This is a genomic window from Trichocoleus desertorum ATA4-8-CV12, assembly GCA_019358975.1.
GTDB lineage: Bacteria > Cyanobacteriota > Cyanobacteriia > FACHB-46 > FACHB-46 > Trichocoleus > Trichocoleus desertorum_A.
The window spans coordinates 14,277-37,921 of the sequence record JAHHIL010000039.1 but is presented as its reverse complement, the minus strand read 5'-3'; the positions used below and the strand labels follow the sequence as shown (position 1 = coordinate 37,921).

Genomic DNA, 23,645 nt, shown 5'->3' with positions numbered 1-23,645 from the left:
GATATCATCTAAACTTTTGACATCCACCTTTACCGATTAACCAAAATCGGATTAGTTGGAAACCTCTTGCGCTTGCACTAAGCCTGGAATCAGAACCGAGAGAACCTTTACCGATTAACCAAAATCGGATTAGTTGGAAACTCACTTAATTTCTAGCTTGTGCATCCGTTAACTGAACGCTCTTTACCGATTAACCAAAATCGGATTAGTTGGAAACTTGGTGCTCATCTGTTCCGTGGTAAGCCCATTGAACTCAGCTTTACCGATTAACCAAAATCGGATTAGTTGGAAACTTTCTCTATATCCTCTATACTCAGGATCTATCATGATAGTCTTTACCGATTAACCAAAATCGGATTAGTTGGAAACATTGTTAGATGAGTAGAAGGTAAGTTAGAAAAGCATCTTTACCGATTAACCAAAATCGGATTAGTTGGAAACCCAAATATGCTGTTGCATTCAAGGTAAACGAAAAGTCTTTACCGATTAACCAAAATCGGATTAGTTGGAAACTTGTTAACGTTGACACTAATGGGGCCACTCATTTCAGCTTTACCGATTAACCAAAATCGGATTAGTTGGAAACTAAAGAAGTAGAGAGTAAAGCAGCAACGGAAAGTGTGGATCTTTACCGATTAACCAAAATCGGATTAGTTGGAAACTAACCACAGGAATAGGAACAAAGGCTGCTGCCCCAGACTTTACCGATTAACCAAAATCGGATTAGTTGGAAACACAAAATGCAAACACTCTTGGATTAACCTTCTGCATATCAACTTTACCGATTAACCAAAATCGGATTAGTTGGAAACTGAGCATTTACTGCATCGGCACATAAACCAAAGGTACCAAGCTTTACCGATTAACCAAAATCGGATTAGTTGGAAACGCAGGGGCGACTCAAGGTGCAATGTCGCTATCGTCAACTGCTTTACCGATTAACCAAAATCGGATTAGTTGGAAACATTAACAGGTAGCTCGAAACGCTGCCCCGTCTGGTCGTTGCCTTTACCGATTAACCAAAATCGGATTAGTTGGAAACGCAGGGGCGACTCAAGGTGCAATGTCGCTATCGTCAACTGCTTTACCGATTAACCAAAATCGGATTAGTTGGAAACATTAACAGGTAGCTCGAAACGCTGCCCCGTCTGGTCGTTGCCTTTACCGATTAACCAAAATCGGATTAGTTGGAAACTTTGGACATTCGTAAAGATAGCTCATAGCTGACCCATTTCTTTACCGATTAACCAAAATCGGATTAGTTGGAAACTTAAATAGCAAACTTGCGGTTGAATTGGGACGGTACCCGAGACCTTTACCGATTAACCAAAATCGGATTAGTTGGAAACCTTTCTCAATGCATTTCTAATCGGGTCTTTTTCAATTCTTTACCGATTAACCAAAATCGGATTAGTTGGAAACCTTATTAAATCAACTGGCCAGTCTTCACGATTTTTCAATTCTTTACCGATTAACCAAAATCGGATTAGTTGGAAACTTTTATAGCTTAGACTCTTTACGCTTTCTTCCAGACTATTAGCTTTACCGATTAACCAAAATCGGATTAGTTGGAAACTAAAGAAATCCGTCATTACAGCTAGAGTCACCGACGGTAAGTCCAACCTTTACCGATTAACCAAAATCGGATTAGTTGGAAACATTAAGATTGCCGATAAACCAAGAAATCCAATTGTCCTTTACCGATTAACCAAAATCGGATTAGTTGGAAACTTCCTATCTAAAATAATGTTTTCTGTCTTAGGCTGATCCTTTACCGATTAACCAAAATCGGATTAGTTGGAACTTGGATAAAACGCTTTATCAAACTTTTCTTTTTGAGTTGCACCTTTACCGATTAACCAAAATCGGATTAGTTGGAAACTTTCTCTTGCAATCTCAAAGGTGTTAAAATAATTCTCCCGTGAATCTTTACCGATTAACCAAAATCGGATTAGTTGGAAACTTCCAGAACAGTTTTATCAACTACATTGCAGAGACGGCCACTTCTTTATCGATTAACCAAAATCGGATTAGTTGGAAACACTCAAAAGGCACCGACTCATGGAATACGTCGGACATTGACTTTACCGATTAACCAAAATCGGATTAGTTGGAAACTTCATTCTGGATTTTATATGTGTTTCCAGCTTCAAGCTTTACCGATTAACCAAAATCGGATTAGTTGGAAACTCTAAGTCAGAAGGTTGTAATTCCTTGAACTGCTTATCCTTTACCGATTAACCAAAATCGGATTAGTTGGAAACATAGCACTAAGGATATCCCGTTTAACACTATCTACTGTTTTCTTTACCGATTAACCAAAATCGGATTAGTTGGAAACTATAGAATTATCATTTCTACTTGGACTTACCCCTAAGTTGTACTTTACCGATTAACCAAAATCGGATTAGTTGGAAACTTGTTTTCGCCCAGTTGCCTCAGGACTAGGGCTGCTCTGACTTTCCCCTCCTTTACCGATTAACCAAAATCGGATTAGTTGGAAACCTTGACACATTGCATGATGGAATTCATTACCCCCTTTGAAATCTTTACCGATTAACCAAAATCGGATTAGTTGGAAACAAGTATTCAAGTAGCCGTTTCCTGAGCCAGCTGCGACAGACTTTACCGATTAACCAAAATCGGATTAGTTGGAAACCTCCGATCGCCTGCTCAATCAGACACTTATACCAAGGTAGGCTTTACCGATTAACCAAAATCGGATTAGTTGGAAACGCCACGAACTAGAGGGACGCGATCGCTCAAATCCTTAAGATCCACACTTTACCGATTAACCAAAATCGGATTAGTTGGAAACTCTTGGGAGTATACCCAAAGGCCGAAGCCTTTTTCGGTCACCTTTACCGATTAACCAAAATCGGATTAGTTGGAAACTTTCAAACATTTAGTACATATTTGCACCACACATGCTCTTAGATCTTTACCGATTAACCAAAATCGGATTAGTTGGAAACTATTATACTCAATGAGCCACTCTTCCTCATTTTGCGCTCTTTACCGATTAACCAAAATCGGATTAGTTGGAAACTTGTCAGCTTTCTGCTCAAAAAGTTTTTCAAGAACAAGGCCTTTACCGATTAACCAAAATCGGATTAGTTGGAAACGAGTTGATTTCTACAGTTCGAACTTTTGCTGTTGCGCCAGCTTTACCGATTAACCAAAATCGGATTAGTTGGAAACGACTGCGACTAAGGGAAAGAGTGTTTCAAACTTAATCCGCTTTACCGATTAACCAAAATCGGATTAGTTGGAAACCAGTACATATAGGCAATTGAGTAGCCAGAGTAAGACAGATTTAGTTCTTGCTCTTTACCGATTAACCAAAATCGGATTAGTTGGAAACGCCATTTCTATAGCGCCACCCAGCCCAGCAATATCATCCATCTTGGACTGCACCGATTTGAAAAGAAAAAACGGAGAGATGCGACTTAGGACATCCCTCCGTTTTTGTTAATACATCCACATAAACCGAAAGCAACCCGATCGCTAACCTACAGAAGACTTCAAGCGATCGCGCAACTGCTTACCCCCAAACACCAAACCGATCACCGTCAAACCCAACCATCCCCTCGGCTCTGGCACTAGCTTTGTCTCTTCTACAGGCTTCATTTCTCTCATCCCTCGTAACCTGTTCCCCCGATCGCATTCCCCTGAATACTGTCATCAAAAGAATCGATCGCATAGTGCCAACCCCCACCGCCCAAAACCGCTGCTTCTCCAGGCTTCACCCACATCACGAGCCAGCAGATAACGGGAGCCACCGCGATCGCAGTGCCAAACTTGAGTAACTTCATCATGAACCGCCTCTTGAATTACAAACGTGAGTTGTCTCAAGACGCCCAAATCCTAATCCCCGATGGAAATATCCTCTTCCAGTTCCGGGCTAGTTGCGGCAACTCCAACCTGCCACGCCAACGCTTGCACCACCTGCTCCAGTTCCGTCACCATTCCACTGTAGCTCACTTGCCGAAACAGCTCCACTTGCCTCTCAGCCAACCAAAGCACCCCTGCCTTACCACCCTGAAACTGGCTCCAGATTCCGTCTCCCTCCAGCCGAAAATTCACCAGCAGCGATCGCGCATTGTGCAACTTATCCGCCAACGCCACCCGCCGTACCGCTGGATCAGCCTGCCGTATCTGCTCCAGATATTGCAACTTATGTTCTTGCCATCCCTGCCCTGACTGTAAATCTGGCTCTGTACACCCATCGACAATCTCTACCACTGCCGCCCCAAATCGCCGCGAAATCTCTGCCCGTGTTGTGGCTCCACCTTGGTCTTCCACCGCATCATGCAGCAGCGCCGCGATCGCCTCATCTTCAGTGCCCCCATCCTCTAATACCAAAGCAGCCACACTCAGGAGATGGGCCACATAAGGCGTACCTGTAACCTTGCGCCGCTGCTGAGCGTGGAGCTGCACCGCATAGACCAAGGCAGCCTCAAAGCGAGAGGTCAGGATCGTCTGCTCAAAGCTCGTCATGATATAGATGCCACTCCCGCTCCACTTCCTGAGTCATCCGTTGGCGTAAATTCCAAGGCAAGAAAACCTCCACTCGCGGTCGCCAAGCTCGCAACCGTTGCCGCACATTCGGGTCATCTTGCCGATACTGGGCCTGATAGTAAGCATCCTCCCGAGAGCGCGATCGCCAGAGTTTTAGCAAGGCTTTTTGTGGTTGCCCCTTCAGCGTTTGCCGAATCAATGTTCCTACCTCTTGATAATCCACTGGCTCAAAGGTGGCATGTCGTAAAGTTCCTTGGATATAGCGCTGATCCCACTCTCGATCAAAGCGCAGCAAAAGTAGTTGAGCTGGTTGATAGTAGTCAAATCCCCAAGCATCAGACATATTGACCTGGATACTCTCAGATGTGGGGAGCGTGCGTTGCTGGTACTGTTGGTAGAGCTTTGTCGGTACTCGCGGATCTCCCCACTCCAGAGATGCGATCGCCAGAATTCGGTCTAAGCGGTAGTTGCGCCAATCCATATCTCCTCCCTTGCCGCTAGGAACTTGCCCAAAGGCACAGAGATAAGGCCCGCGTTGGTAGTAGTAGACGCAAACCGGATACACCACTACAGAAACGACATCGGTTTGTCCTGCCCTTGATAAGACAACAAGACAGGCTTGACCGGAAGCTGCTGCCAGTGATCTCGCAATTGCTCTTGCCAGATATCCACCTGATCGAGCTTGTTTGGCGGAATCACATACTCCACATGCACAAAAAAGCGTCTCTCTCCCTGCACCAAGGCAAAGTTATCTGCGATCGCTGCCAAATCCGGTTGGGTTAGGAATTCCAAGTCATAGGCTTTTAAGTAAGACTCATGCTCTTTAGCGATCGCGGGTGCAGGACGTACAGGCCATTCATTCACTCGGTAATAGTTCTGGCCCCGTCGTTTTAGCCAATGAATCTTGGTTAGGACTTGTAGATCCGCAAAGAGGGTGCGGCGGGTAACAGCAAATAAGCGAGTTTGATGTAGAAACTTCTGGAGCTGTGGAGGTAAAGCTTCATGTTGTTGGAGAGCTTGCTTAAACTGACGCGATCGCTGCTCTAATAATTGGCAATGATCAGGATGGCTTAGCCAAGCTTCCCAATTGGGTTGAGTTAAGGTGAGGCGATCGCCAAATAACCAGGCATCGGTAGTTTTGGCGCAAGGACACAGGTGATCGTGTAACTCAGGTTTTTCGTCTCCCTTGGGATGATCAGTTCTAAAGAAAGCATCACGCCAGTCCGGGTAAGTGAAAGGATTGGGTAAACTGAGGCGAATGTGATCAGGGCCATACAGCAGATGCAGCCAAACCCACAGACGTACAGCCTGAGCCAAATTTTGTTTCAGCGAACCCCGTGCTAACCATTGCAAGAGTGGCAGGCTAGGCGGATCGCGCCAAATCAAATCAGGCATCGTGGAGTCTCCTAGGCTGAATCTCTCAAGAGGAGTGGTTTCTCTAGTATGCCCTTGTCTGGAAAGCTACTCTTCCAAGGTCTTATAAAGTGTTCTTTAGCTTACTGTCTCCCCTATGAAACCTCTAGAACTACAACTGATCCCTCAGCAGACCGAAACTGGCCTTGCTTACCAGCTTCTGCACATCAACATCACGACACCAGATGGCTTAGTGGAACCGCAAGATTTACAGGGGGTAAGCCTGCCAGATGATTTTGTGGGTAGTCAAGGAGTTGTGATTGAAGGGAGAGCACCCATTTGGGTTTATGGCTTTTTGGTACATGCTTGTCACGCAGCAGCTTGGGTGGCTTGTTTTGACCCGCGTTTAGGTGCAGCCACATCGCGATCGGGTGGTGCAGTTGTAGTAGAGGCACATTCACGGGCAGTTCAAGTTGGACAAGTTCTCCCCATCAATTTACCTGAGTCTATTTTTCGCAAGTAGTGGTCTGCGGAGCGGATTGAAAAGTTGCAATGGATACTCACCCCCTGATTCACCTCAAAACCTTAGCGGCGAACTACCAAGTTCTAGAGATCACTTCTATCCCTCCCAACCAGCAGATTAAGCCAGAGGCGATCGCTGAGATTGAGCTACCCGCTGATTTAGATCTAGAGCGAGAGGTGGTTTTGTTTGGGCAAATGCCTACTTGGCTCTATGGCGTTTTAGTGGATCATTGCCGTGTAGCCCCGTGGATCGCTTGCTTCTCTGCCCCAGAAGGAGGTGCGATCGTGGTTCATAGCCAAGTGCCAGAACGGGCGATCGGTGATTTGATTTCCATCACGTTGCAGCGCCCCACTCGTCCTGCAATTCTAATTGGTGGCCCGCCGGAAAGTGGTAAGAGTATCTTCTCAAATGCCCTACGTCAAAGTCTGACCCAGAAGTGGCCTGAACAGCAGATATTTTTGCAACGTGCTAACTGGGATGGAGAGGGTAATTGGAGTCACGAATCTCGCGATCGAGATTTTGCCAAGCGGTTAATTGCAGAGCATGAGCGGCGCATTCATGAGCATAAAAATGCGGCTGAACTCGTACCGGAATATTTTCACTATCACACACGGGCGACCGCTAACTTACGGCAGTTGCTCAATCTAGTATTGGTTGATGTGGGGGGCAAGGTGCAGCCGGAGAAACTGCCTTTGGTGGAGCAATGCACGCACTACATCATCATTAGTAAAAAGCCTGAACTCGTGCAGGAATGGCATGACTTGTGCCAAACCCATCTCCAGCCTCTAGCGGTGATCCATAGTGTGCTGGAACCACGAGACTGTCAGGTACTAACCACCAAACCATTTCTAGAAATCATTGCAGGCCCTTGGACTTCGGAAGAGGCGTTACAGATGCCAAATATTGTTTTAGAAGCAGTGCAAACTTACTGTTTAGCTAATCAATCTAGGACACTACCAGCTTAAAAAGCTACTTCTTGGGCTTTGAGCATTAGTAATTTGTCATATAGAAAAGCCTCAGCGGTATGGTGGATCATCTAACAAGAACTCTCGTTACCTCCACAATAGACTCAAGCGCTGAAACTTGCATTCTGCCGTTCTATTGTGGAGAGTCCTTGTATAGCAAGGCTTCTAGCCTCTGCAAGCGAGGCTGTGCTAGACTGCCTACAAGCCAAAATTCCTATTGTGGAGTTTTGCAGCCTGAAAGAAGGTCTGAGTCAGACTTCCTAGAGGGTGTCTTTACCGATTAACCAAAATCGGATTAGTTGGAAACTGCTCATAAAGCTTTCCCAGGTCATTACAATATTTGCTTGGCTTTACCGATTAACCAAAATCGGATTAGTTGGAAACAGAAGATTGCTGCGTAGTCCTTGTAGGTTTCTTCATCGAAGTTCTCCTTTACCGATTAACCAAAATCGGATTAGTTGGAAACCTGCAAGTCTAACAATCAACAAATACAATTGTAACCTCAGCTTTACCGATTAACCAAAATCGGATTAGTTGGAAACTCTGCAATTATCAGATTGTTTTCGAGCTCTTTTCTTTTCAACAGTCTTTACCGATTAACCAAAATCGGATTAGTTGGAAACTTGTGACGCACATCAGTATGCATCCGATATAGCGCTAAACTTTACCGATTAACCAAAATCGGATTAGTTGGAAACGATACACAATCCAAATGCCGCCACATCACAGTTCAACAGCTTTACCGATTAACCAAAATCGGATTAGTTGGAAACATTCTTTGAGGATTAAACTCATCAATTACTCCCTCAACAGTCTTTACCGATTAACCAAAATCGGATTAGTTGGAAACGTGACTGACAAATAACCTCCGGAACTGGTATATTTCGCTTTGTTGTTGATCTTTGAGGCGATCGCTGCTTTACCGATTAACCAAAATCGGATTAGTTGGAAACTTAAGATTGCTCCAATACTCCCATTGGCAATGTACTGCTTTACCGATTAACCAAAATCGGATTAGTTGGAAACCCAGGGAGATAATAACTTGCGTGTTGGGAGGTAGTTTATTGGGCCCAGAGCTTTACCGATTAACCAAAATCGGATTAGTTGGAAACCCGCATTAGCTTCAGCCCGGTTTCGCTTAACCATCTTGCTTTACCGATTAACCAAAATCGGATTAGTTGGAAACTTCTTTTGGTTTCATCTAATGTTCTGTACTTAAAACCGACTTTACCGATTAACCAAAATCGGATTAGTTGGAAACTTGACCGCTTGATTGATTGCCGCTAAATCACCCTCAGCGCACAGCTTTACCGATTAACCAAAATCGGATTAGTTGGAAACTTAATTTGCCCCCACGAAGTCATGCTGAAGAACTCTTTCTTTACCGATTAACAAAATCGGATTAGTTGGAAACTTACCATTGCCTCGGCAATCTTTCCACTCAATTCTGCAATGGACTTTACCGATTAACTAAAATCGGATTAGTTGGAAACCTCTGGCAATTTGATGAACTCCGCTGCGGTGATTGACTGATCCTTTACCGATTAACCAAAATCGGATTAGTTGGAAACTTGAAGTCCTCATTCTCAAGGCTCTCGCATAGCTGACCAAAGCTTTACCGATTAACCAAAATCGGATTAGTTGGAAACTCTAGAGGTTCGCAAACAACTGTGACTTCGCACTTGGAAGCGGCTTTACCGATTAACCAAAATCGGATTAGTTGGAAACCCGAACGGCACAATGACAATGCCTACGCCAGTCTCGGCACTTCACTGATTAATTGAAATCCGATGAGTTGACATCATACAAGAGGGCAGAAGCAAAACAATTTCCGTCCTCTCTTTGTCTCTGCCACCCTTAAAATAGAAAGCGATCGCCCCATGTCCCTGTTCTTCAACCTATTGCAGGCTTCATATGACACTGGCAAAACCCTCCATTGAGCAGACCGATCCCCCGCGATCGCCCAAAGAAGTACTGCCCACCATGTATGATTTGCCTAGCGAAAATCTAGAGGAACCTGGCTTGCCCGATGAATATCACTACCTCCAGCCCCAACTACTGAGTGCTACCTTTCGCTTGGCAGACTATGCTGCCGACCAAGTCTTTACTGCTGGCGATCTCAACCTGTATTACGACGTTCACCACCCCAACTGGTACAAGCGTCCCGACTGGTTCGCTGCGGTCGGCGTGCCTCGTCTTTACGAAAACCGAGACCTGCGTTTAAGCTACGTCATCTGGCAAGAAGGCATCAGTCCCAGCATTGTAGTCGAGCTACTCTCCCCAGGCACCGAAGCCGAAGACCTCGGTCAGCGCGATCGCAGCAGCGGCCAACCTCCCACCAAATGGGAAGTCTACGAGCAAATCCTACGTGTTCCTTACTACATCCTCTTCAACCGCTACACCAACCTGCTCCGCTGTTTTACCCTAGTTGCAGGCCAATATCAGGAAGTAGAACTCACAGAACCAAAGCTGTGGATGCCAACTCTGAATATTGGCATAGGAATATGGCAAGGGGAATACAGCGGCATTCAACGCCAGTGGCTCCGTTGGTACGATGCCCAGAACCGTTGGATTTCCACCGATGCCGAACGAGCTGACAGACTAGCAGCCCGATTGCAGGCAATGGGACTAGACCCAAACGAACTAGATTAGTTAAAAACTACTGAAAAGGGTTTTTGTAACGTGATAGATCAACCCTAATTCAGAGTTAAGCGATCGCTCGTCGCCGAAACATACGGGCGATCGTGACATATCAGAAGAATAATTTATAGTCAAAACTCCGGAACAGCTAATTCCCGTTTATTGCCTGCGTAATGCTCATAAATAATTTTGGGAGAATTGCCAACCAATCTTGCTACATCTTTGGCATCTAAACCATTCTCCAGCGCCAAAGTAATAAACGTATGGCGCGTTTGGTATGGCTTGCGATATTTAATCCCTAACCCTGCCAAGACTGGCCTCCAAGTTCTTTTAGAGAAATTATTAGTATTAATCCAAGTTTGATCTTCAGGGCTGGGAAAAAGTAAAGCCTCTAGGTCACATTTTTCAGGTTTTATAGCCTGGAGCATCTGTTTAAGAGACTCATTGCAGGGAAATCGCCTTTTCTCCTGAGTCTTCAACCCCTTCTTACAGACCTTACCGCTCTCGCCCTCGACCACCGCCTGCACGAAATGAACATATCGAAAATCTTCGGAGATGTGTTTCCATTGGAGCGCGATCGCCTCGGAAGGACGGCAACCCGTCATGAACATAAACCGAGTGTATGGGTAGTAGTGAGAGTGCTTGACACGAGCATATTTACTGGAGAACTGATTAGTCCTTAATGCTTCCAAGATGGCATCTCGTTCTTCTGCCGAAAACGGATCGATCTCGTCAGCATCTGCCTGTTGGGACTTGGATAGCTTAATTTCCGCAGCCATACCGTCAAACGGGTTTTCAGAAATCAAGCCAGATTGCACCGCCCAATTACAACAAGCGTTCAAACGGATGAGAAATCTTTTACATGAATCCAGAGGAATTGTTTGTAGGGCATGATCCCGAATATCGCAGGCCTTCTCCAGGTCATACGTAGGCAATTTGTCAACATAGCTACTAAATGTTCTGTATTGACACCGCATTGTGCTAGGAGAGCACTGGGGCCGCTTATAAGCGATAAATTGCTCCCACAACTCAGCAAGAGAAGGTTTCGGTGGCGCAATTGGGGTAATTGGGGTAACGGTGCTGAGAACAGACTGGGGCTTGTACTTTTCAAGGGTTGGATCAAAGTTTCCTGAAGCTAGATCTAGCTCAATCTGCCGAGCTTTCATCTCAGCAGCTTTTCGGTTAACCGGGTTATCAGTAAACCCAGTCGATAAATAATGCCGTTTACCCCCGAAGGAAAAAACCAACTGTAGACGGTTGTTAGAAGTCTTGATCTGAACTGAACCCTTGGAAGCTTTGCGCTGCTGCTCTCTAGATTGCATTGGGTAGCCCTTAAGAAATTGCCGCCTTTTTAGAACACTTGTTCTAAGTATTACCCCAACATTACCCCAATTTTGCCTCAAAACTACTCAAAAAATACCCAATCTAGTTTCGAGTCAACGAGTCAACTACAAAAACTAGACAATAAAAAAGCCCTCCAAATAAGGGCTTGAAGACGTATTTGCAAGGGTTTTCATGGCTACGGGACTGGCGGGATTCGAACCCTCGACCTACCGCTTAGGAGGCGGTCGCTCTATCCATCTGAGCTACAGCCCCAATTCTAGACATTAATGATCATAACAGTTGGCTGGTTTTACGCAATCACCCAACCGGATCACAGAAGATCATTAGGACTCCCAAACTGTGTCCCAAGGTTCTCCCCCCACTTCTAAGCCGCAGAGATTGCTCTCAGCCACCAAAATTGGTTGCGGGCGATCGCGCTGCCAGAGGCGTAATGTGACATGCCCATGCATTGTGTCGCGACAGAAGAAGATTAAACCTTGCTCGGTGGGAGCCCGCAAAGGTGTGCCAGGAGCCTCGCAGGTACCAACTAACTCCACGCGATACTCGTCATTCTCTGCTTGCATTTGCCAGCAACCCCAGGGCTGAATTTGCCAGCTTACTTTGCTGTTCCAAGGCACAAACTCATAAAATTTACCTTGATGGTGAATGCCGATCATGGCGACTGATTCCATCCACCACAGCACCCCCCGTCTACCACCTCCAGCCGTGAGAGCGAGGTCAGGCTGATCAGCAAAGCAATTGCAATTCAGCCAAAACCATTTTTGGGGAAACGAGCCACCCCAGTTCTTCTCGCTATAGGCAGGCGCATTAGCGAAGTCATAGCGTTGGCCGTTCCACTCAATCCAGCCTGTTGCCCAACCATGCGCCATCAAGATTTGCCAGCCAGGTTCAAAAATTTGTAGAGATGAGAGCCAACCAGCGGTGGATTGTTGAGTTTTTCCTACATCACCCCAGCCGTAAACAGGTTGAATTTTGTATTGCCAACGCGTCAACGCGCCAGAACCTGGATCGCTTAGAACTCCTTGATGCCAAGTTGCTGTAGCCTGGTAGCCTTCTCGGACTTGGCGATCGAACTCTTCGGGTACTAAAAATCTGGGCTGCTCTATGTTCTGCGGGTTTTGGGTAGTTTGCGCTTGGCCTACCTGACTCCTATAACGCCAGTGGCCTAAGCCTAAAGCATGCTGCCACGCCCAAAACTGTTGCACCTGCGGAAACGTTCGACAGAGGTATTCGTCTCTTGGCCCTAAAATTTGGGCGGCACCACCCCTAGTAGGAGTGCCGCCTTGAGGGTCTTCAATGGAGTACATAAAGGCAAAGGTTTGGGCCACATCAGGCAATGTGACCCGGTAGTACCAGCCTTCGAAGAAGCGATGATCGCCACCCTGCCAGTGGTAGCCACTATGGGGAGTCTGAAATAGGGGGGGTGTTTGAAAGTAAGCAGAACGTGAGGCAAAGTTGACCATAAACGAAGATGACTAAACCTTTTTCAGTATGAGCGATCGCCTCAACTCTGCATGTATGAGAGCATATAAACCCACCTGTAGCTAGAATTTAGTACTAGCGATCGCAGGGCAAAGCAGACCCATCTTGCCACTTTATGGGAGGTTACGGATGAGTGCAGAGACTTACGAGCAGAAAACCGCTAAACAAGCCCTAAGGGAAGCACTAATGGCCTATGAAGGAAACCCCAAACATCAGGCAGTAGCGGCAGCGATCGAGCATTTAAACCGCCTCAACCCAATCGCAACGCTTGCCGATTACGAGGCATTGATGGATGGAGAGTGGTTGTTGATTAGTGCTCCCAACTTTCCTGATGGAGAACGGCAACCTGACGGAACCTACGTTTATACGCTGGGACGTCTAGCTTTTAACCTGTTTCAACCGACCAGTCTTAGGGTTGTGATCGATCGCGTACTGCAACCTGTCGTCCCCATAGATAATGGTCAACAACGCACTCATGACATCATTGTGGAGTTCACAACTCAAGCCAAAGATATTCCTCCGCTTCAGGGTATCATTCATAACTTCGGCATTTGTCAGGTAATAGATGACAAAACTCTAAGTGTGCAATTCACAGGAGGAGCATTGGTACCCAAGCATCTGGATCAGATGGAAATGTGGCAAGCAGTGTTTGGCAACCAGTCTAAATCTGAGAAGCGCAGGTTCAAGGAAAAGGTGATGAGCAAGGTGGCAAATCTCTTGTTGGGAATTATCCCTCCGCAAGGCATGGATCATCAAACGGGGAAAGTATCCTTTACGATGCAGCGATCGCCTAAAGGCAGACTAACGCTGCTTTATCTAGATGAAGAATTGCGTATTACGCGAGGGGAGCGAGGAACTGTTTTAGTTTGTGAGCGGTTGATTGACGGAGTTTGCCAGGGTGGTTGATGCAAGCGATCGCTGCCCCCTTACTTAAGCACTGCTATTAATACTTGCAAATCGTTAATATCGACTAGCAAAAAGTTACCAAGCCTTTCTGCTCAGCCCGGATAGAACTTAGAGCCATCGGATGTTAAAGTAATCTAACGTAAAGTTAAAATCAATAAACTTTTTCGAGCCACAACCAAATAGCCGTCCACCTCACCCAATCGGGTGACAAGGAGGAGTGAAGTTAACTTGCGATCGCCTGTGTTAGCTTGAGCTCATCCGTCTCTGCTGCTCTAGCTCAACCCTATTTCCATTATTTAATTTCAGAGGGAAAGCCGTATTTAAAACTGATTGAACAAAAGCATGAAGCCTGTCTTAGTTTTTCTGGACTGGCTTGAGCATTGCTATTTTGATCTCCACTCCTTGTAGTGACCTAAACCTTTGTTCGTAGTCAATTCACCCCTATGAGCGGCAACGACACTCAAGACCTCTCCTCTCCCCCAGCTATTTCGGAGGAAAGTTCAAATTTTCCTCAGGACTCTCAACATGCTGGGCCACCACCTCAGCCCAACCGTTTCCGACAGTTGTTAGTGCCTAGCATTATCGGTCTGCTGCTTCTCGGTGGCATTGGCTGGATTGTGTTCAGTCGCGTCATTATGCCGATGCTAATGATGGGGCAAATGAAACCGCAGCCAACCCCTGTCCAGTTGGGTAGCCCCAAGTCGGCTATGGTTGAAGATAGCTCAGACTACTCCGCCAGACTTGATTCTCGGCAGTCAATCACCTTGCAATCGCGGGTTTCTGGCCCAGTTGCCACGATCTATGTAAAAGCAGGCGATCGCGTTGAGGCGGGTGACCAACTCCTCCAAATTAATGCGAATGAGCAGCGGGCTCAAGTGGCTAGTCGGAATGCTGGGGTGGAAACGTCAGCCGCTGAGATTGAATCAGCCCAAGCCGATGTAGCCAGCGCGATCGATACCTTGCAAGCCCTACAGGAAAAACGGGTGGCAGATCAAGCCAATGTTCAACTGAATCAACGCGAATACGAGCGCTATCAAGAACTACAAAGACAAGGAGCCGAAAGCCGACAAATTCTGGATCAGCGGCTAAACGCCCTGCAAACAGCTCAGGCGAACTTACGGCAAACAGAGGCTGACATCCGAGCCCAACAATCTGCGATTAACCGCGCCAGGTCTCAAGTCGTGAGAGGGCAACGAGCCTTTCAGCAAGCCCAAGCTAATGTGGCTGAAGGTCAAGCTCAACTTCAGGATTACGCCATTTCAGCGCCTTTTGCGGGGATTGTAGGCAATATTCCCATCAAACAAGGAGATTATGTCAGCCCTTCCACACCGCTACTGACCTTGACCCAAAATCAGGAACTGGAAGTCAAAATCGAGATTCCGCTGGACAGAGCACCGGATCTACGCATGGGCTTACCTGTCAGGCTGTTGAGTGATCAAGACCGCGTTTTGCAAACGGGTAAGATCTCGTTCATTGCTCCGAATGTTGATCCGTCAACGCAGTTGGTGCAGGTGAGGGCAATACTTGATAACTCGAATAATCAACTCCGCACGGAGCAGTCTATTGGAGCCAGAGTGATTTGGGACTCTCATTCTGGAGTTCTGGTTCCAACTACGGTAATTTCTCGACTGGGGGGTAGAAACTTTATTTTCGTGGCGGCTCCCTTTCAAAGCTCAGCGTGTGAAGCACCAGCCTCAGCCCCTGGAGCACCGCCTGGAGCAGCTCAACTAGAGCCTAACCAATTAGTTGCAGTCCAAAAGCCCATTAAGTTGGGCAAAATCATCGGCAATGACCAAGAAGTGGTAGAAGGCTTGAGTGCAGGCGATCGCATCGTAACTTCTGGCATCCTACAACTACAAAATTGTATGCCGATTGCCGAAGATACCCCCCCTCCTACTGCTGCATCTCCTAATTCTCCCTAAAGCACAAAACCACTAGTCGTCGTTTCCGTGGTTGTAGGGGTAGGTTTGGCAAATAATCCGATTTGAACCAATCACTGATTGACACAACTTGCCCCTACACAGGTTCTAGTGATTGAGGCGGATTATGTGACCCATCGCACATAACGGTTGGCACTATGATTCTCTCCATTTCCAACTTCTTTATCAAACGCCCTGTGTTCGCAACGGTGTGTTCGATCGTTGTGACCTTGTTAGGGCTTGCCTGCATTCCGACCCTGTCGATCGCCCAATATCCAGACATTGCGCCTCCTCAAATCAGCGTTACATCTAACTATAGGGGCGCGAATGCTGAGATCGTAGAGTCAACCGTCACCAACATTCTGGAGCGGGAACTGAACGGTATTGCGGGGGTGAAATACATCAAGTCCACCAGTGCTAATGATGGCACCAGCAATGTCAATCTGACCTTTGACTTGGGTCTGAACCAGGATATTGCTGCGGTTGACGTACAGAACAAAGTTTCGACAGTCGTCTCGCGTCTGCCTGGGCCTGTGACTCAGACAGGGGTGCAAGTTTCCAAAGCCAACAACAACTTTTTGCTGGCGATCGGGCTTTACTCCGACCGAGATGAGAGTAAAGGCGAAGACCTGTACGACGATGTTTATCTCAGCAACTACGCCGACCTGTACGTGGTTGATGCCCTGAAGCGGCTCGAAGGTGTGGGGGGGGTGCAAATTTTTGGGGAGCGCAAATATGCCATGCGCCTGTGGCTCGACCCCGAACGGCTAGCCAGTCGCAACTTAACCCCGCAAGATGTGGTAGTTGCCCTACAACAACAAAACCTGCAAGTTGGGGCGGGGCAAATTGGTCAACCTCCTACTGCCACTGGGCAACAATACCAATATGCGGTAACTGCCCAGGGACGACTGAAAGATGCAGAAGAATTCAATGAGCTGGTGCTCAAAACCACTGATGCTGGCACGTTGGTGAAACTCAGAGATATAGGCAGAGCGGAATTAGGCGCAGAGAACTACGGTTCGGTGTTGCGTTTTACCTCGGATGATCGCATCACCCACCGAGGTGTGGGGCTGGGGATCACCCAGCAGTTTGGCAGTAATGCCTTAGAGACAGCGCAAGCAGTCAAAGATGAAATGCAACGGTTGACCGCCAGTTTCCCTCCTGGTCTTCACTATGAAGTCGCCTTTGATACGACGACTTTTATCCAAGCAGGGGCAGAAGAGGTGATCATCTCGCTCTTGCAGGCGGTTGCGTTGGTGATCTTGGTGATCTTCTTGTTTTTGCAGAACTGGCGAGCGGCGCTGGTAGTTTCGATCGCGATTCCGGTAGCGTTTATTGGCACGTTTATCTTCGTCAAGCTGCTAAATTTCTCAATTAACACGCTGACTTTGTTCGGCTTAACACTAGCCACAGGTTTAGTGGTCGATGACGCGATCGTGATTGTGGAGGATATTACGCGACGGATTAACGAGGATGGTCTGCGGCCTCTCGAAGCAGCGATCGCTTCCATGAATGCCTTGTTTGGTGCCGTTATTGCTACATCGTTGGTGTTGATTACGGTGTTTGTGCCCATTGCCTTTTTTCCTGGCACTACGGGCCAACTGTATAAGCAATTTGCGCTCACGATCGCTTTCTCCGTTGTAGTTTCTACGTTCAACGCGATTACCTTTACGCCTACCTTGTCGGCTCTGTTGCTGAAGCAGGGACAAACGACCCCAGATAACTGGTTTTTTAATGGCATCAATGGCGCGATCGAGCGGACTCGTCAAGCCTATGGTCGGACGCTAGAAAAGGTCACTCGACGCAAGAACATTGTGCTGGCCCTATTCTCAGCAGGTCTAGTTCTTACCTACTGGATCTATACGATCGTACCAGCGGGGTTTGTACCAGAAGAAGACCAAGGCTACTTTATTACGCTGGTTCAAGCACCGGAAGGAGTCTCCCTCAGCTATACCGAAGAGGTTTTGGCGAAAGCTGAGGAGATCATGAAGCAACGCCCCGAAATCAAAAATATTTTTGCGATCGGAGGATTTAGCTTCAGTGGTGCCACACCCAACAACGGCTTGATTTTCTCGACCCTGAAACCTTGGGAAGAACGATCTGGATCTGACCAATCAGTCAAAGCCATTATTGGTGGTTTCGTTCCTCAACCGTCTGGGCTGTTTCCGCAACTCGTCAGCATTAAGGAAGCGATTGTAGTACCGTTTCCGCCACCCGCCATTCAAGGAATTGGTAACTTTGGGGGATTTGAGTTTCACCTACAAGACCGTGCAGGCAGTGACTTCGCCACGATTGGGGAAGTGTTAGGTAAATTCATGGGTCGGGCAACTACCTATCCCGCTCCTGACAAACCGCAGCTGGCTGGGTTACGGCCTACTTTTAATGCCAACACTCCCCAGATCTCGGTAGAAGTGGATCGCGTGAGAGCCAACCAACTTCAGGTTTCGCCGGAAGACATTTTTAATACCCTGCAAATCTTCCTCGGCTCAGCCTATGTCAATGACTTCAACCAATTTCAACGAGCTTATCGGGTGTATGTGCAGGCAGACAGCCGCTTCCGTTCTAATCCGGAAGACATCAAGAAGCTGTATGTGCGATCGCGCTCTGGAAGGATGATTCCCCTCGGTAATTTGGTGCGGGTCAATCAGACGGTCGGCCCCTCGATCATCACTCATTACAATCTCTCCCGTTCTGTTGAAATTAATGGCTCAGGGTCACCCGGAGTTAGCTCTGGACAGGCTATTAAGGCAATGGAAGCAGTAGCCAACGAAACTCTGCCTAAAGGTTTTCGGTATGAGTGGTCTGGCCTCTCTTTAGAGGAAATTCAGGCAGGAGGCTCAGCGGTTTTTATCTTCTCTTTGGGAATTATCTTTGTCTTTCTAACGTTGGCGGCTCAGTATGAAAGCTACACCGATCCTTTGATCATCATGCTAACTGTGCCCTTGGCTGTTTTGGGGGCATTGTTTGCCATCCTCCTTCGTGGCACTGCCAATGATGTGTATACACAGATCGGGTTAGTGATGCTAATCGGGATGGCAAGTAAGAACGCGGTCTTGATTGTAGAATTTGCCAACCAACTCTCGGATGAAGGGCTGGCTTTAACCAAAGCGGTAACTGAAGCTTGCCGAGAGCGTTTACGCCCAATCTTGATGACGGCAATTTCTACCGTGATTGGGGCTGTGCCGCTAGTGATTGCTACGGGGCCAGGAGCCGCTGCTAGACAATCTTTAGGGACAGCGGTCGTAGGAGGAATGTGTGTGGCTACAGTGCTCAGTTTGTTTGTGGTGCCTGTTCTGTACATCGTGATTAAGACGGCTGAGTCTCAGTTCCGGCGATCGCGCCAACCAGCCTTTGTGGGTGTAACCTCAACGACTATGGGCAGCGACGGTGATGGTAACGGAGATGGGCATGTCGATGGGCATGGTGACGGTACAGGTCATCACAGCCGAGAAACTACTGCCAGCCGCTCTTCAGATCATCACTAGGAATTGGGACATACATTAAGAGAGCGATCGCTTTACTCAAATAAGGCGATCGTTTTTTATGCAGTAGATATAGGATAGTTGTTAGCTTTATTCCGGTAGCAGTTACTCATCGCGGCACCTGAATGCTTCTCATCAAGGACAGTATCCACCCTTAATCAGTCAGTTTTTTATTGTAAGTACTACAATGTAATACAAGACTGAATTAATTGCTTAATTGGAAATCGTATTTCAAAGGTTAATTGATCGGAAGAAGTAGCCAAATTAGTCTCAATACTGAAATGAATAGCAAGAAGCAGAAGGGTAAAAATCAATCAAAGAAGACTAAGCAGGGTAATTATTCCACGATTGCTCAGCATAAGGCTCAGGGAAAAAACCTACTACCACCTTTAGCAGAAGTACCTAACACTAAGTTTATCTCGTGGTTATCTGAGCGTTTACCTGAAATGCTATGGGTTACTCTGCTTATTACACATCTCCCTCGTGAACATGCACTTGAGATATTTCGAAAAATTGCTGACTATATATTTAAACTTCCAGAAGAAGAGAAATTTTCTAATATTACTCATTCCGGTTTAGCAAAGTTATCCCCTAATAGACTAGAGCATTTTCTAGAATTCTTCATGTCAGATCCGACATGTAAGAAGGCCTTGAGCCCCTTGCTCTTGTTAAAAACACTCCCAGCGTATGACCATTGGGCAGAGTTTTTAAGTAATGGAGAAGCTCAACCATCCTGGGAAGCTTTAATGGATGCTGTTGCAAATACACTCGACCATCAATCACAAGCGGCTACTGATTGTCGTTGGGTTCGTGTTTTGTGTATGATGACTGCCGGAAAACTCCGTTTCCCGGCATCTTTGGAAGAGACCGCAAAAGGGATTGCTTACTATCCGGAATATGGCGATTTGGCACAAGTGCGTCCATCGATTAGATCTTCAGAAGGTGCTCTTAGCAGCCTGGATGTAGTGGCTAATACTGACTGGCCCCAAGAGTTTTGGAAACACTGCTTAAGTGAGACACCATGCTTCCCCATTAATTTCTCAAAAGCCCATGAGAATCTAGTAGTCGGAACTTCTAGAGAGAGGCTACAGCAGGTCCGCGAGCTTCTGATTGAGCACTGTTACAGTACAACAGATACAAGTGCTGTCGATGCAAGGCATGACACACTTTTCGGCTTAGCTTTCTACTGTTTAGACTTGATGGAGGAGTTGCTACGTATCGGAAATAGCCAATCTATCATGGGGCGTACAGCTTTACGTACCATTGTAGAATGCTACATCACTCTGGCTTATCTAGTTCACAAGAATGATGTTGAGCTTTGGAAAGCGTATAGGGTTTTTGGGGCAGGTCAAGCGAAACTTACTTTTTTGAAGCTGAATGAAGCTGAATTACAGCCTAGTTATGTTGATATTGAAGCACTAGAGCATCTTGCAAACGAGGATATGTGGCAGGAATTTCTCCCTATTAATATTGGTCATTGGGAAAAAACTAACCTTAGGCAAATGAGTGAAGTAGCTGGAGTAAAAGATATTTATGATCGCTTTTACTCCTGGACTTCTACTTTCTTACATGGTCATTGGGGAGCTGTGCGTAATACAGTGTTCGATACGTGCGGCAATCCTCTTCATAGGCTTCACAGAATTCCAAGAACCTCCTCACAGCTCCTTCCAGATGTTATTCCAGACGGTTGTGAACTAATAGATAAAATTTTGGGTCTTGTTTCCGTTGTCTATCCAGAATTTTCATGCCAGATTAGCATCTCCTATGATCAGACAGTGGGCTACCTATCAAACTAGGGGGATCAAATCGCCATCATCGTAACTGATTTCTCGAAAGGAGGAAACCTCTACTATTCGTTTCAAAGTCAAATTTTAAACTTGAAACTCGATACTACTTTTTGATAAGCCTGACGCATGGGATCATCTGGGTTAATGTAAGCACCATGAATGTGAATCACATAACGACCGTCAGGGCTGGCAAAGATGGCATTATCCGCTTCATATAGACCTGTGGAAGCATAGGACAAAGCTTCTTGACCCGCTACCGTGATGGTTTTGTCTTCACCACGGCTGAGACCTTCTTCCTTCCAAGCTGCAAGTGGACGCTTCTGGGCATTGTCAAAGACTGAAATTGTCACGCTCGCCGGATAATCACCCTTCCAAGGACCCGAGGCGATCGCCTGGTAATCTTCGCGAGTCCAAACTTCTATGCGTCCAAGCAGCGCTTCCTGAGCCTCTGGAGGTTGATTCTCACTGCGATTATCGGGTGTAAAACCCTCCGGATATTGGAAACTAAAGCCAAAGCGATCGCTCTGAAAAGTATTTTTCTCCTGGTTAGGAGAGGGTGCGGAAGGCTGAGTTGGAGTCGGCGAGGAATTACCAATCGTCGAGGGTGGGGCAGGTTGAGGAGAGGGCTGTAGCGCTGTGCAACCAGCAGCCAAAGATAGGAAGAGGCCAAAAATAGCAAAACGTTTCATAAAACTACGTAAGTTGAGAGAGTTGTAGCGATCGCTGTGCTTCTCCTAGGGGTGGCAAGAGACAGCTAATGGCAAATACATCCGTCTCAAAGCGTTTTCCTGAGTTCTAGAAACCTTTACGACTGAATTTGAGGGGCAATCTCATACTCCCTTTTTCTATAACTGAAGAATAAGAGAAGACTGTGTTGTAAACTTTTATTACTCAATCCTTGATCTAATCACTGTTTTAACCAATGGCTCAGCTAGAACGTCTAATTCTCATGGCCGAAGACGAACTGACTCAATACAGCACTGATGCTCGCAAGATCGAGAAATTGCGCCAGAAGATTGCTATCTCTGTTCCGTTAGCAGAGCAGCGACAGATTAAAGAAACTCTGCTGGCAGAGATGCCAACGGATGCCCTCAGTCAAGTTGTAGAGAAACAGCGTCAGACCGTCGCTCTACCATTTTGGGGTATTGCTGGACTCGGCTTGTTACTAGGGATATCCTTTTCCCAACCTTTTGATTTCGCGATCGTGGCTGCTGCTGGGTTTGCCGCCTTCAAAATTCAACAGTGGGGCTGGAAACTGCAAGCCAAGCGATTAGTCATTCAAACCTTAGAAGATATTGAAGAGAGAATTCAGCAAACTATTTCAAAGTAAAAGATGGGTTATAATCTGCGCTAGCAAATTGCACTATCACTAATACCCTGATGAAGCTCCCTGATGGTCCAAAACTACCAGCTTGGTTGCAGAAGCTGCAATATACCTTAGATCCTCTAGGGTTTTTGGAGACAACAGCAGAACGCTATGGGGATATTTTTAATGCGCCTGTGATGGGTAATTTTAAGACGTTACTGCTGACTAGTCACCCGCAAGCAATTCAACAAATCTTTGCTAGCGATACTAAGCAATTTGCGGCTCCGCCCAATCAACTGCTGCGCCCTTTAGTGGGTGAATACTCCCTATTGGTATTAGAAGGCGATCGCCATCGTCGGGAGCGCAAATTGCTCATGCCGCCATTTCACGGCGATCGGATGCGAGCTTATGGAGAATCAATTGTTGATTTAGCAGATAAAGCCTTTGCTCGCTTAACCCCCAACCAAATCTTTACCGCTCGTACCCTGGCGCAAGATATCTCGATGGAGGTAATTTTGCGAGTCGTGTTTGGGCTGTCAGAGGGAGAGAAATTCTCTCAGCTCAAGCAACGCATTACCACGCTGATGGATCTGTTTCAGTCTCCGTTGCTCGCAATCTCGCTCTTTTTTCCTAATTTACAAAAAGACTTAGGCCCTCGCAGTCCTTGGGGATACCTGCGGCAGGTCCAACGCCGAATTGACGAACTCCTCTACACAGAGATTCAAGCGCGTCGGCAACACCATAATCCCGCCAATTCAGACATTTTGAGCCTGCTGCTCTCGGCTGAGGATGAAGCTGGAAAAGGCATGTCTGATGCCGAATTAAAAGATGAATTAATGACTTTTCTGCTGGCAGGTCATGAAACCACGGCTGCTGCGATCGCCTGGGCTTTCTATTGGGTGCATAAATTTCCGCAGATCCGCGAAAAGATACTTCAGGAGCTAGCCACCTTAGAAGACACTTCTGATCCGGTCAGTGTAGCTCGATTGCCCTATCTCACAGCCGTTTGTCAGGAAACTCTCCGGATTTATCCAATTGCGATTCTCACTGTGCCACGGGCAGTCAAGGAACCGGTGGAACTACTAGGCTACTCTTTACAGCCCGGAGCCAGACTGTTTGGTGCCATTTACCTCACTCATCACCGTGAAGATCTCTATCCAGACTCCAAGCAATTTAGGCCCGAACGTTTCCTAGAACGCCAATTTTCCCCCTATGAATTTTTACCCTTTGGCGGTGGGGTTCGGCGTTGTATCGGCGAGGCTCTAGCCTTGTTTGAGATGAAGTTGGTGTTGGCAACAATCCTACAACGCTATGAGTTAGAGTTGGCAGACCAAAAACCAGAACGCCCCAAACGTCGAGGTGTACTGGTAGGGCCAGAGCGAGGAGTCAGAATGGTGCTGCGATCGCGCCGCTGAAG

Annotated in this window: 14 protein-coding genes, 1 tRNA gene, 1 pseudogene and 2 CRISPR repeat arrays (1 of these 18 only partly in view); of the genes and pseudogenes, 9 read left to right on the top strand and 7 right to left on the bottom strand. The window is 46.8% G+C overall.

What is annotated here, in order from left to right:
* A CRISPR array of direct repeats spans positions 1 to 3,364; the repeat unit is 36 nt; unit sequence CTTTACCGATTAACCAAAATCGGATTAGTTGGAAAC; it reaches 595 nt to the left of the window's first position.
* A gap of 271 nt (positions 3,365 to 3,635) precedes the next feature.
* The 3 genes and pseudogenes from KME12_20820 to KME12_20810 form a co-directional block, all read right to left on the bottom strand.
* Positions 3,636 to 3,818, bottom strand: coding sequence for a hypothetical protein (locus KME12_20820; protein ID MBW4490230.1), 183 nt, complete (start codon positions 3,816 to 3,818; stop codon positions 3,636 to 3,638).
* 49 nt (positions 3,819 to 3,867) lie between these two features.
* Entirely contained in the window at positions 3,868 to 4,500 is a 633-nt protein-coding gene (locus KME12_20815) for an HD domain-containing protein (GenBank protein ID MBW4490229.1), read from the bottom strand.
* A pseudogene (locus KME12_20810) lies at positions 4,487 to 5,916 on the bottom strand (TIGR03985 family CRISPR-associated protein). The gene KME12_20815 and the pseudogene KME12_20810 overlap by 14 nt, the downstream one beginning before the upstream one ends.
* A gap of 115 nt (positions 5,917 to 6,031) precedes the next feature.
* Here KME12_20810 and csx3 (KME12_20805) point away from each other — a divergent pair.
* From csx3 (KME12_20805) to KME12_20795, 3 genes are all read left to right on the top strand, one after another.
* Entirely contained in the window at positions 6,032 to 6,397 is a 366-nt protein-coding gene (csx3, locus tag KME12_20805; GenBank protein ID MBW4490228.1) for a CRISPR-associated protein Csx3, read from the top strand.
* Between the two features lie 29 nt (positions 6,398 to 6,426).
* On the top strand, positions 6,427 to 7,362 hold the full coding sequence (gene csx3, locus KME12_20800; protein ID MBW4490227.1) for a CRISPR-associated protein Csx3: 936 nt from the start codon (positions 6,427 to 6,429) through the stop codon (positions 7,360 to 7,362).
* 271 nt (positions 7,363 to 7,633) lie between these two features.
* Positions 7,634 to 9,165: direct repeats of the CRISPR family, unit length 36 nt; unit sequence CTTTACCGATTAACCAAAATCGGATTAGTTGGAAAC.
* 111 nt (positions 9,166 to 9,276) lie between these two features.
* Complete coding sequence (locus KME12_20795) at positions 9,277 to 10,014, top strand: Uma2 family endonuclease (protein MBW4490226.1); 738 nt, start codon at positions 9,277 to 9,279, stop codon at positions 10,012 to 10,014.
* 119 nt (positions 10,015 to 10,133) lie between these two features.
* Here the strand turns inward: KME12_20795 and KME12_20790 are convergent, their stop codons facing one another.
* From KME12_20790 to KME12_20780, 3 genes are all read right to left on the bottom strand, one after another.
* Positions 10,134 to 11,324: a site-specific integrase gene (locus tag KME12_20790; GenBank protein ID MBW4490225.1), complete on the bottom strand. Its 1,191-nt coding sequence runs from the start codon at positions 11,322 to 11,324 to the stop codon at positions 10,134 to 10,136.
* 200 nt (positions 11,325 to 11,524) lie between these two features.
* Positions 11,525 to 11,598 (bottom strand) — tRNA-Arg (locus tag KME12_20785).
* Between the two features lie 71 nt (positions 11,599 to 11,669).
* Positions 11,670 to 12,809: a tocopherol cyclase family protein gene (locus KME12_20780; GenBank protein MBW4490224.1), complete on the bottom strand. Its 1,140-nt coding sequence runs from the start codon at positions 12,807 to 12,809 to the stop codon at positions 11,670 to 11,672.
* Positions 12,810 to 12,957: 148 nt separating this feature from the next.
* Here KME12_20780 and KME12_20775 point away from each other — a divergent pair, with 148 nt between their 5' ends.
* The 4 genes from KME12_20775 (at position 12,958) to KME12_20760 (ending at position 20,931) form a co-directional block, all read left to right on the top strand.
* Positions 12,958 to 13,734, top strand: a complete 777-nt coding sequence (locus KME12_20775; protein MBW4490223.1) for a PAP/fibrillin family protein — start codon at positions 12,958 to 12,960, stop codon at positions 13,732 to 13,734.
* Positions 13,735 to 14,177: 443 nt separating this feature from the next.
* Positions 14,178 to 15,656, top strand: a complete 1,479-nt coding sequence (locus KME12_20770; protein MBW4490222.1) for an efflux RND transporter periplasmic adaptor subunit — start codon at positions 14,178 to 14,180, stop codon at positions 15,654 to 15,656.
* A 155-nt stretch (positions 15,657 to 15,811) separates the two neighbouring features.
* Entirely contained in the window at positions 15,812 to 19,138 is a 3,327-nt protein-coding gene (locus KME12_20765) for an efflux RND transporter permease subunit (GenBank protein MBW4490221.1), read from the top strand.
* Positions 19,139 to 19,416: 278 nt separating this feature from the next.
* The gene (locus KME12_20760; GenBank protein MBW4490220.1) at positions 19,417 to 20,931 is read left to right on the top strand and encodes a hypothetical protein; all 1,515 of its coding nucleotides are present in this window, start codon (positions 19,417 to 19,419) and stop codon (positions 20,929 to 20,931) included.
* Between the two features lie 68 nt (positions 20,932 to 20,999).
* Here KME12_20760 and KME12_20755 read toward each other — a convergent pair whose 3' ends face one another.
* A complete protein-coding gene (locus tag KME12_20755; protein MBW4490219.1) occupies positions 21,000 to 21,611 on the bottom strand; it encodes a hypothetical protein in 612 nt (203 codons plus the stop codon).
* A gap of 233 nt (positions 21,612 to 21,844) precedes the next feature.
* On the opposite strand from KME12_20755, the gene KME12_20750 reads away from it, so the two are divergent.
* Together KME12_20750 and KME12_20745 are read left to right on the top strand one after the other, a co-directional pair.
* The gene (locus KME12_20750; protein MBW4490218.1) at positions 21,845 to 22,252 is read left to right on the top strand and encodes a hypothetical protein; all 408 of its coding nucleotides are present in this window, start codon (positions 21,845 to 21,847) and stop codon (positions 22,250 to 22,252) included.
* A 50-nt stretch (positions 22,253 to 22,302) separates the two neighbouring features.
* Entirely contained in the window at positions 22,303 to 23,643 is a 1,341-nt protein-coding gene (locus KME12_20745) for a cytochrome P450 (protein ID MBW4490217.1), read from the top strand.
* Positions 23,644 to 23,645: the final 2 nt, after the last annotated feature.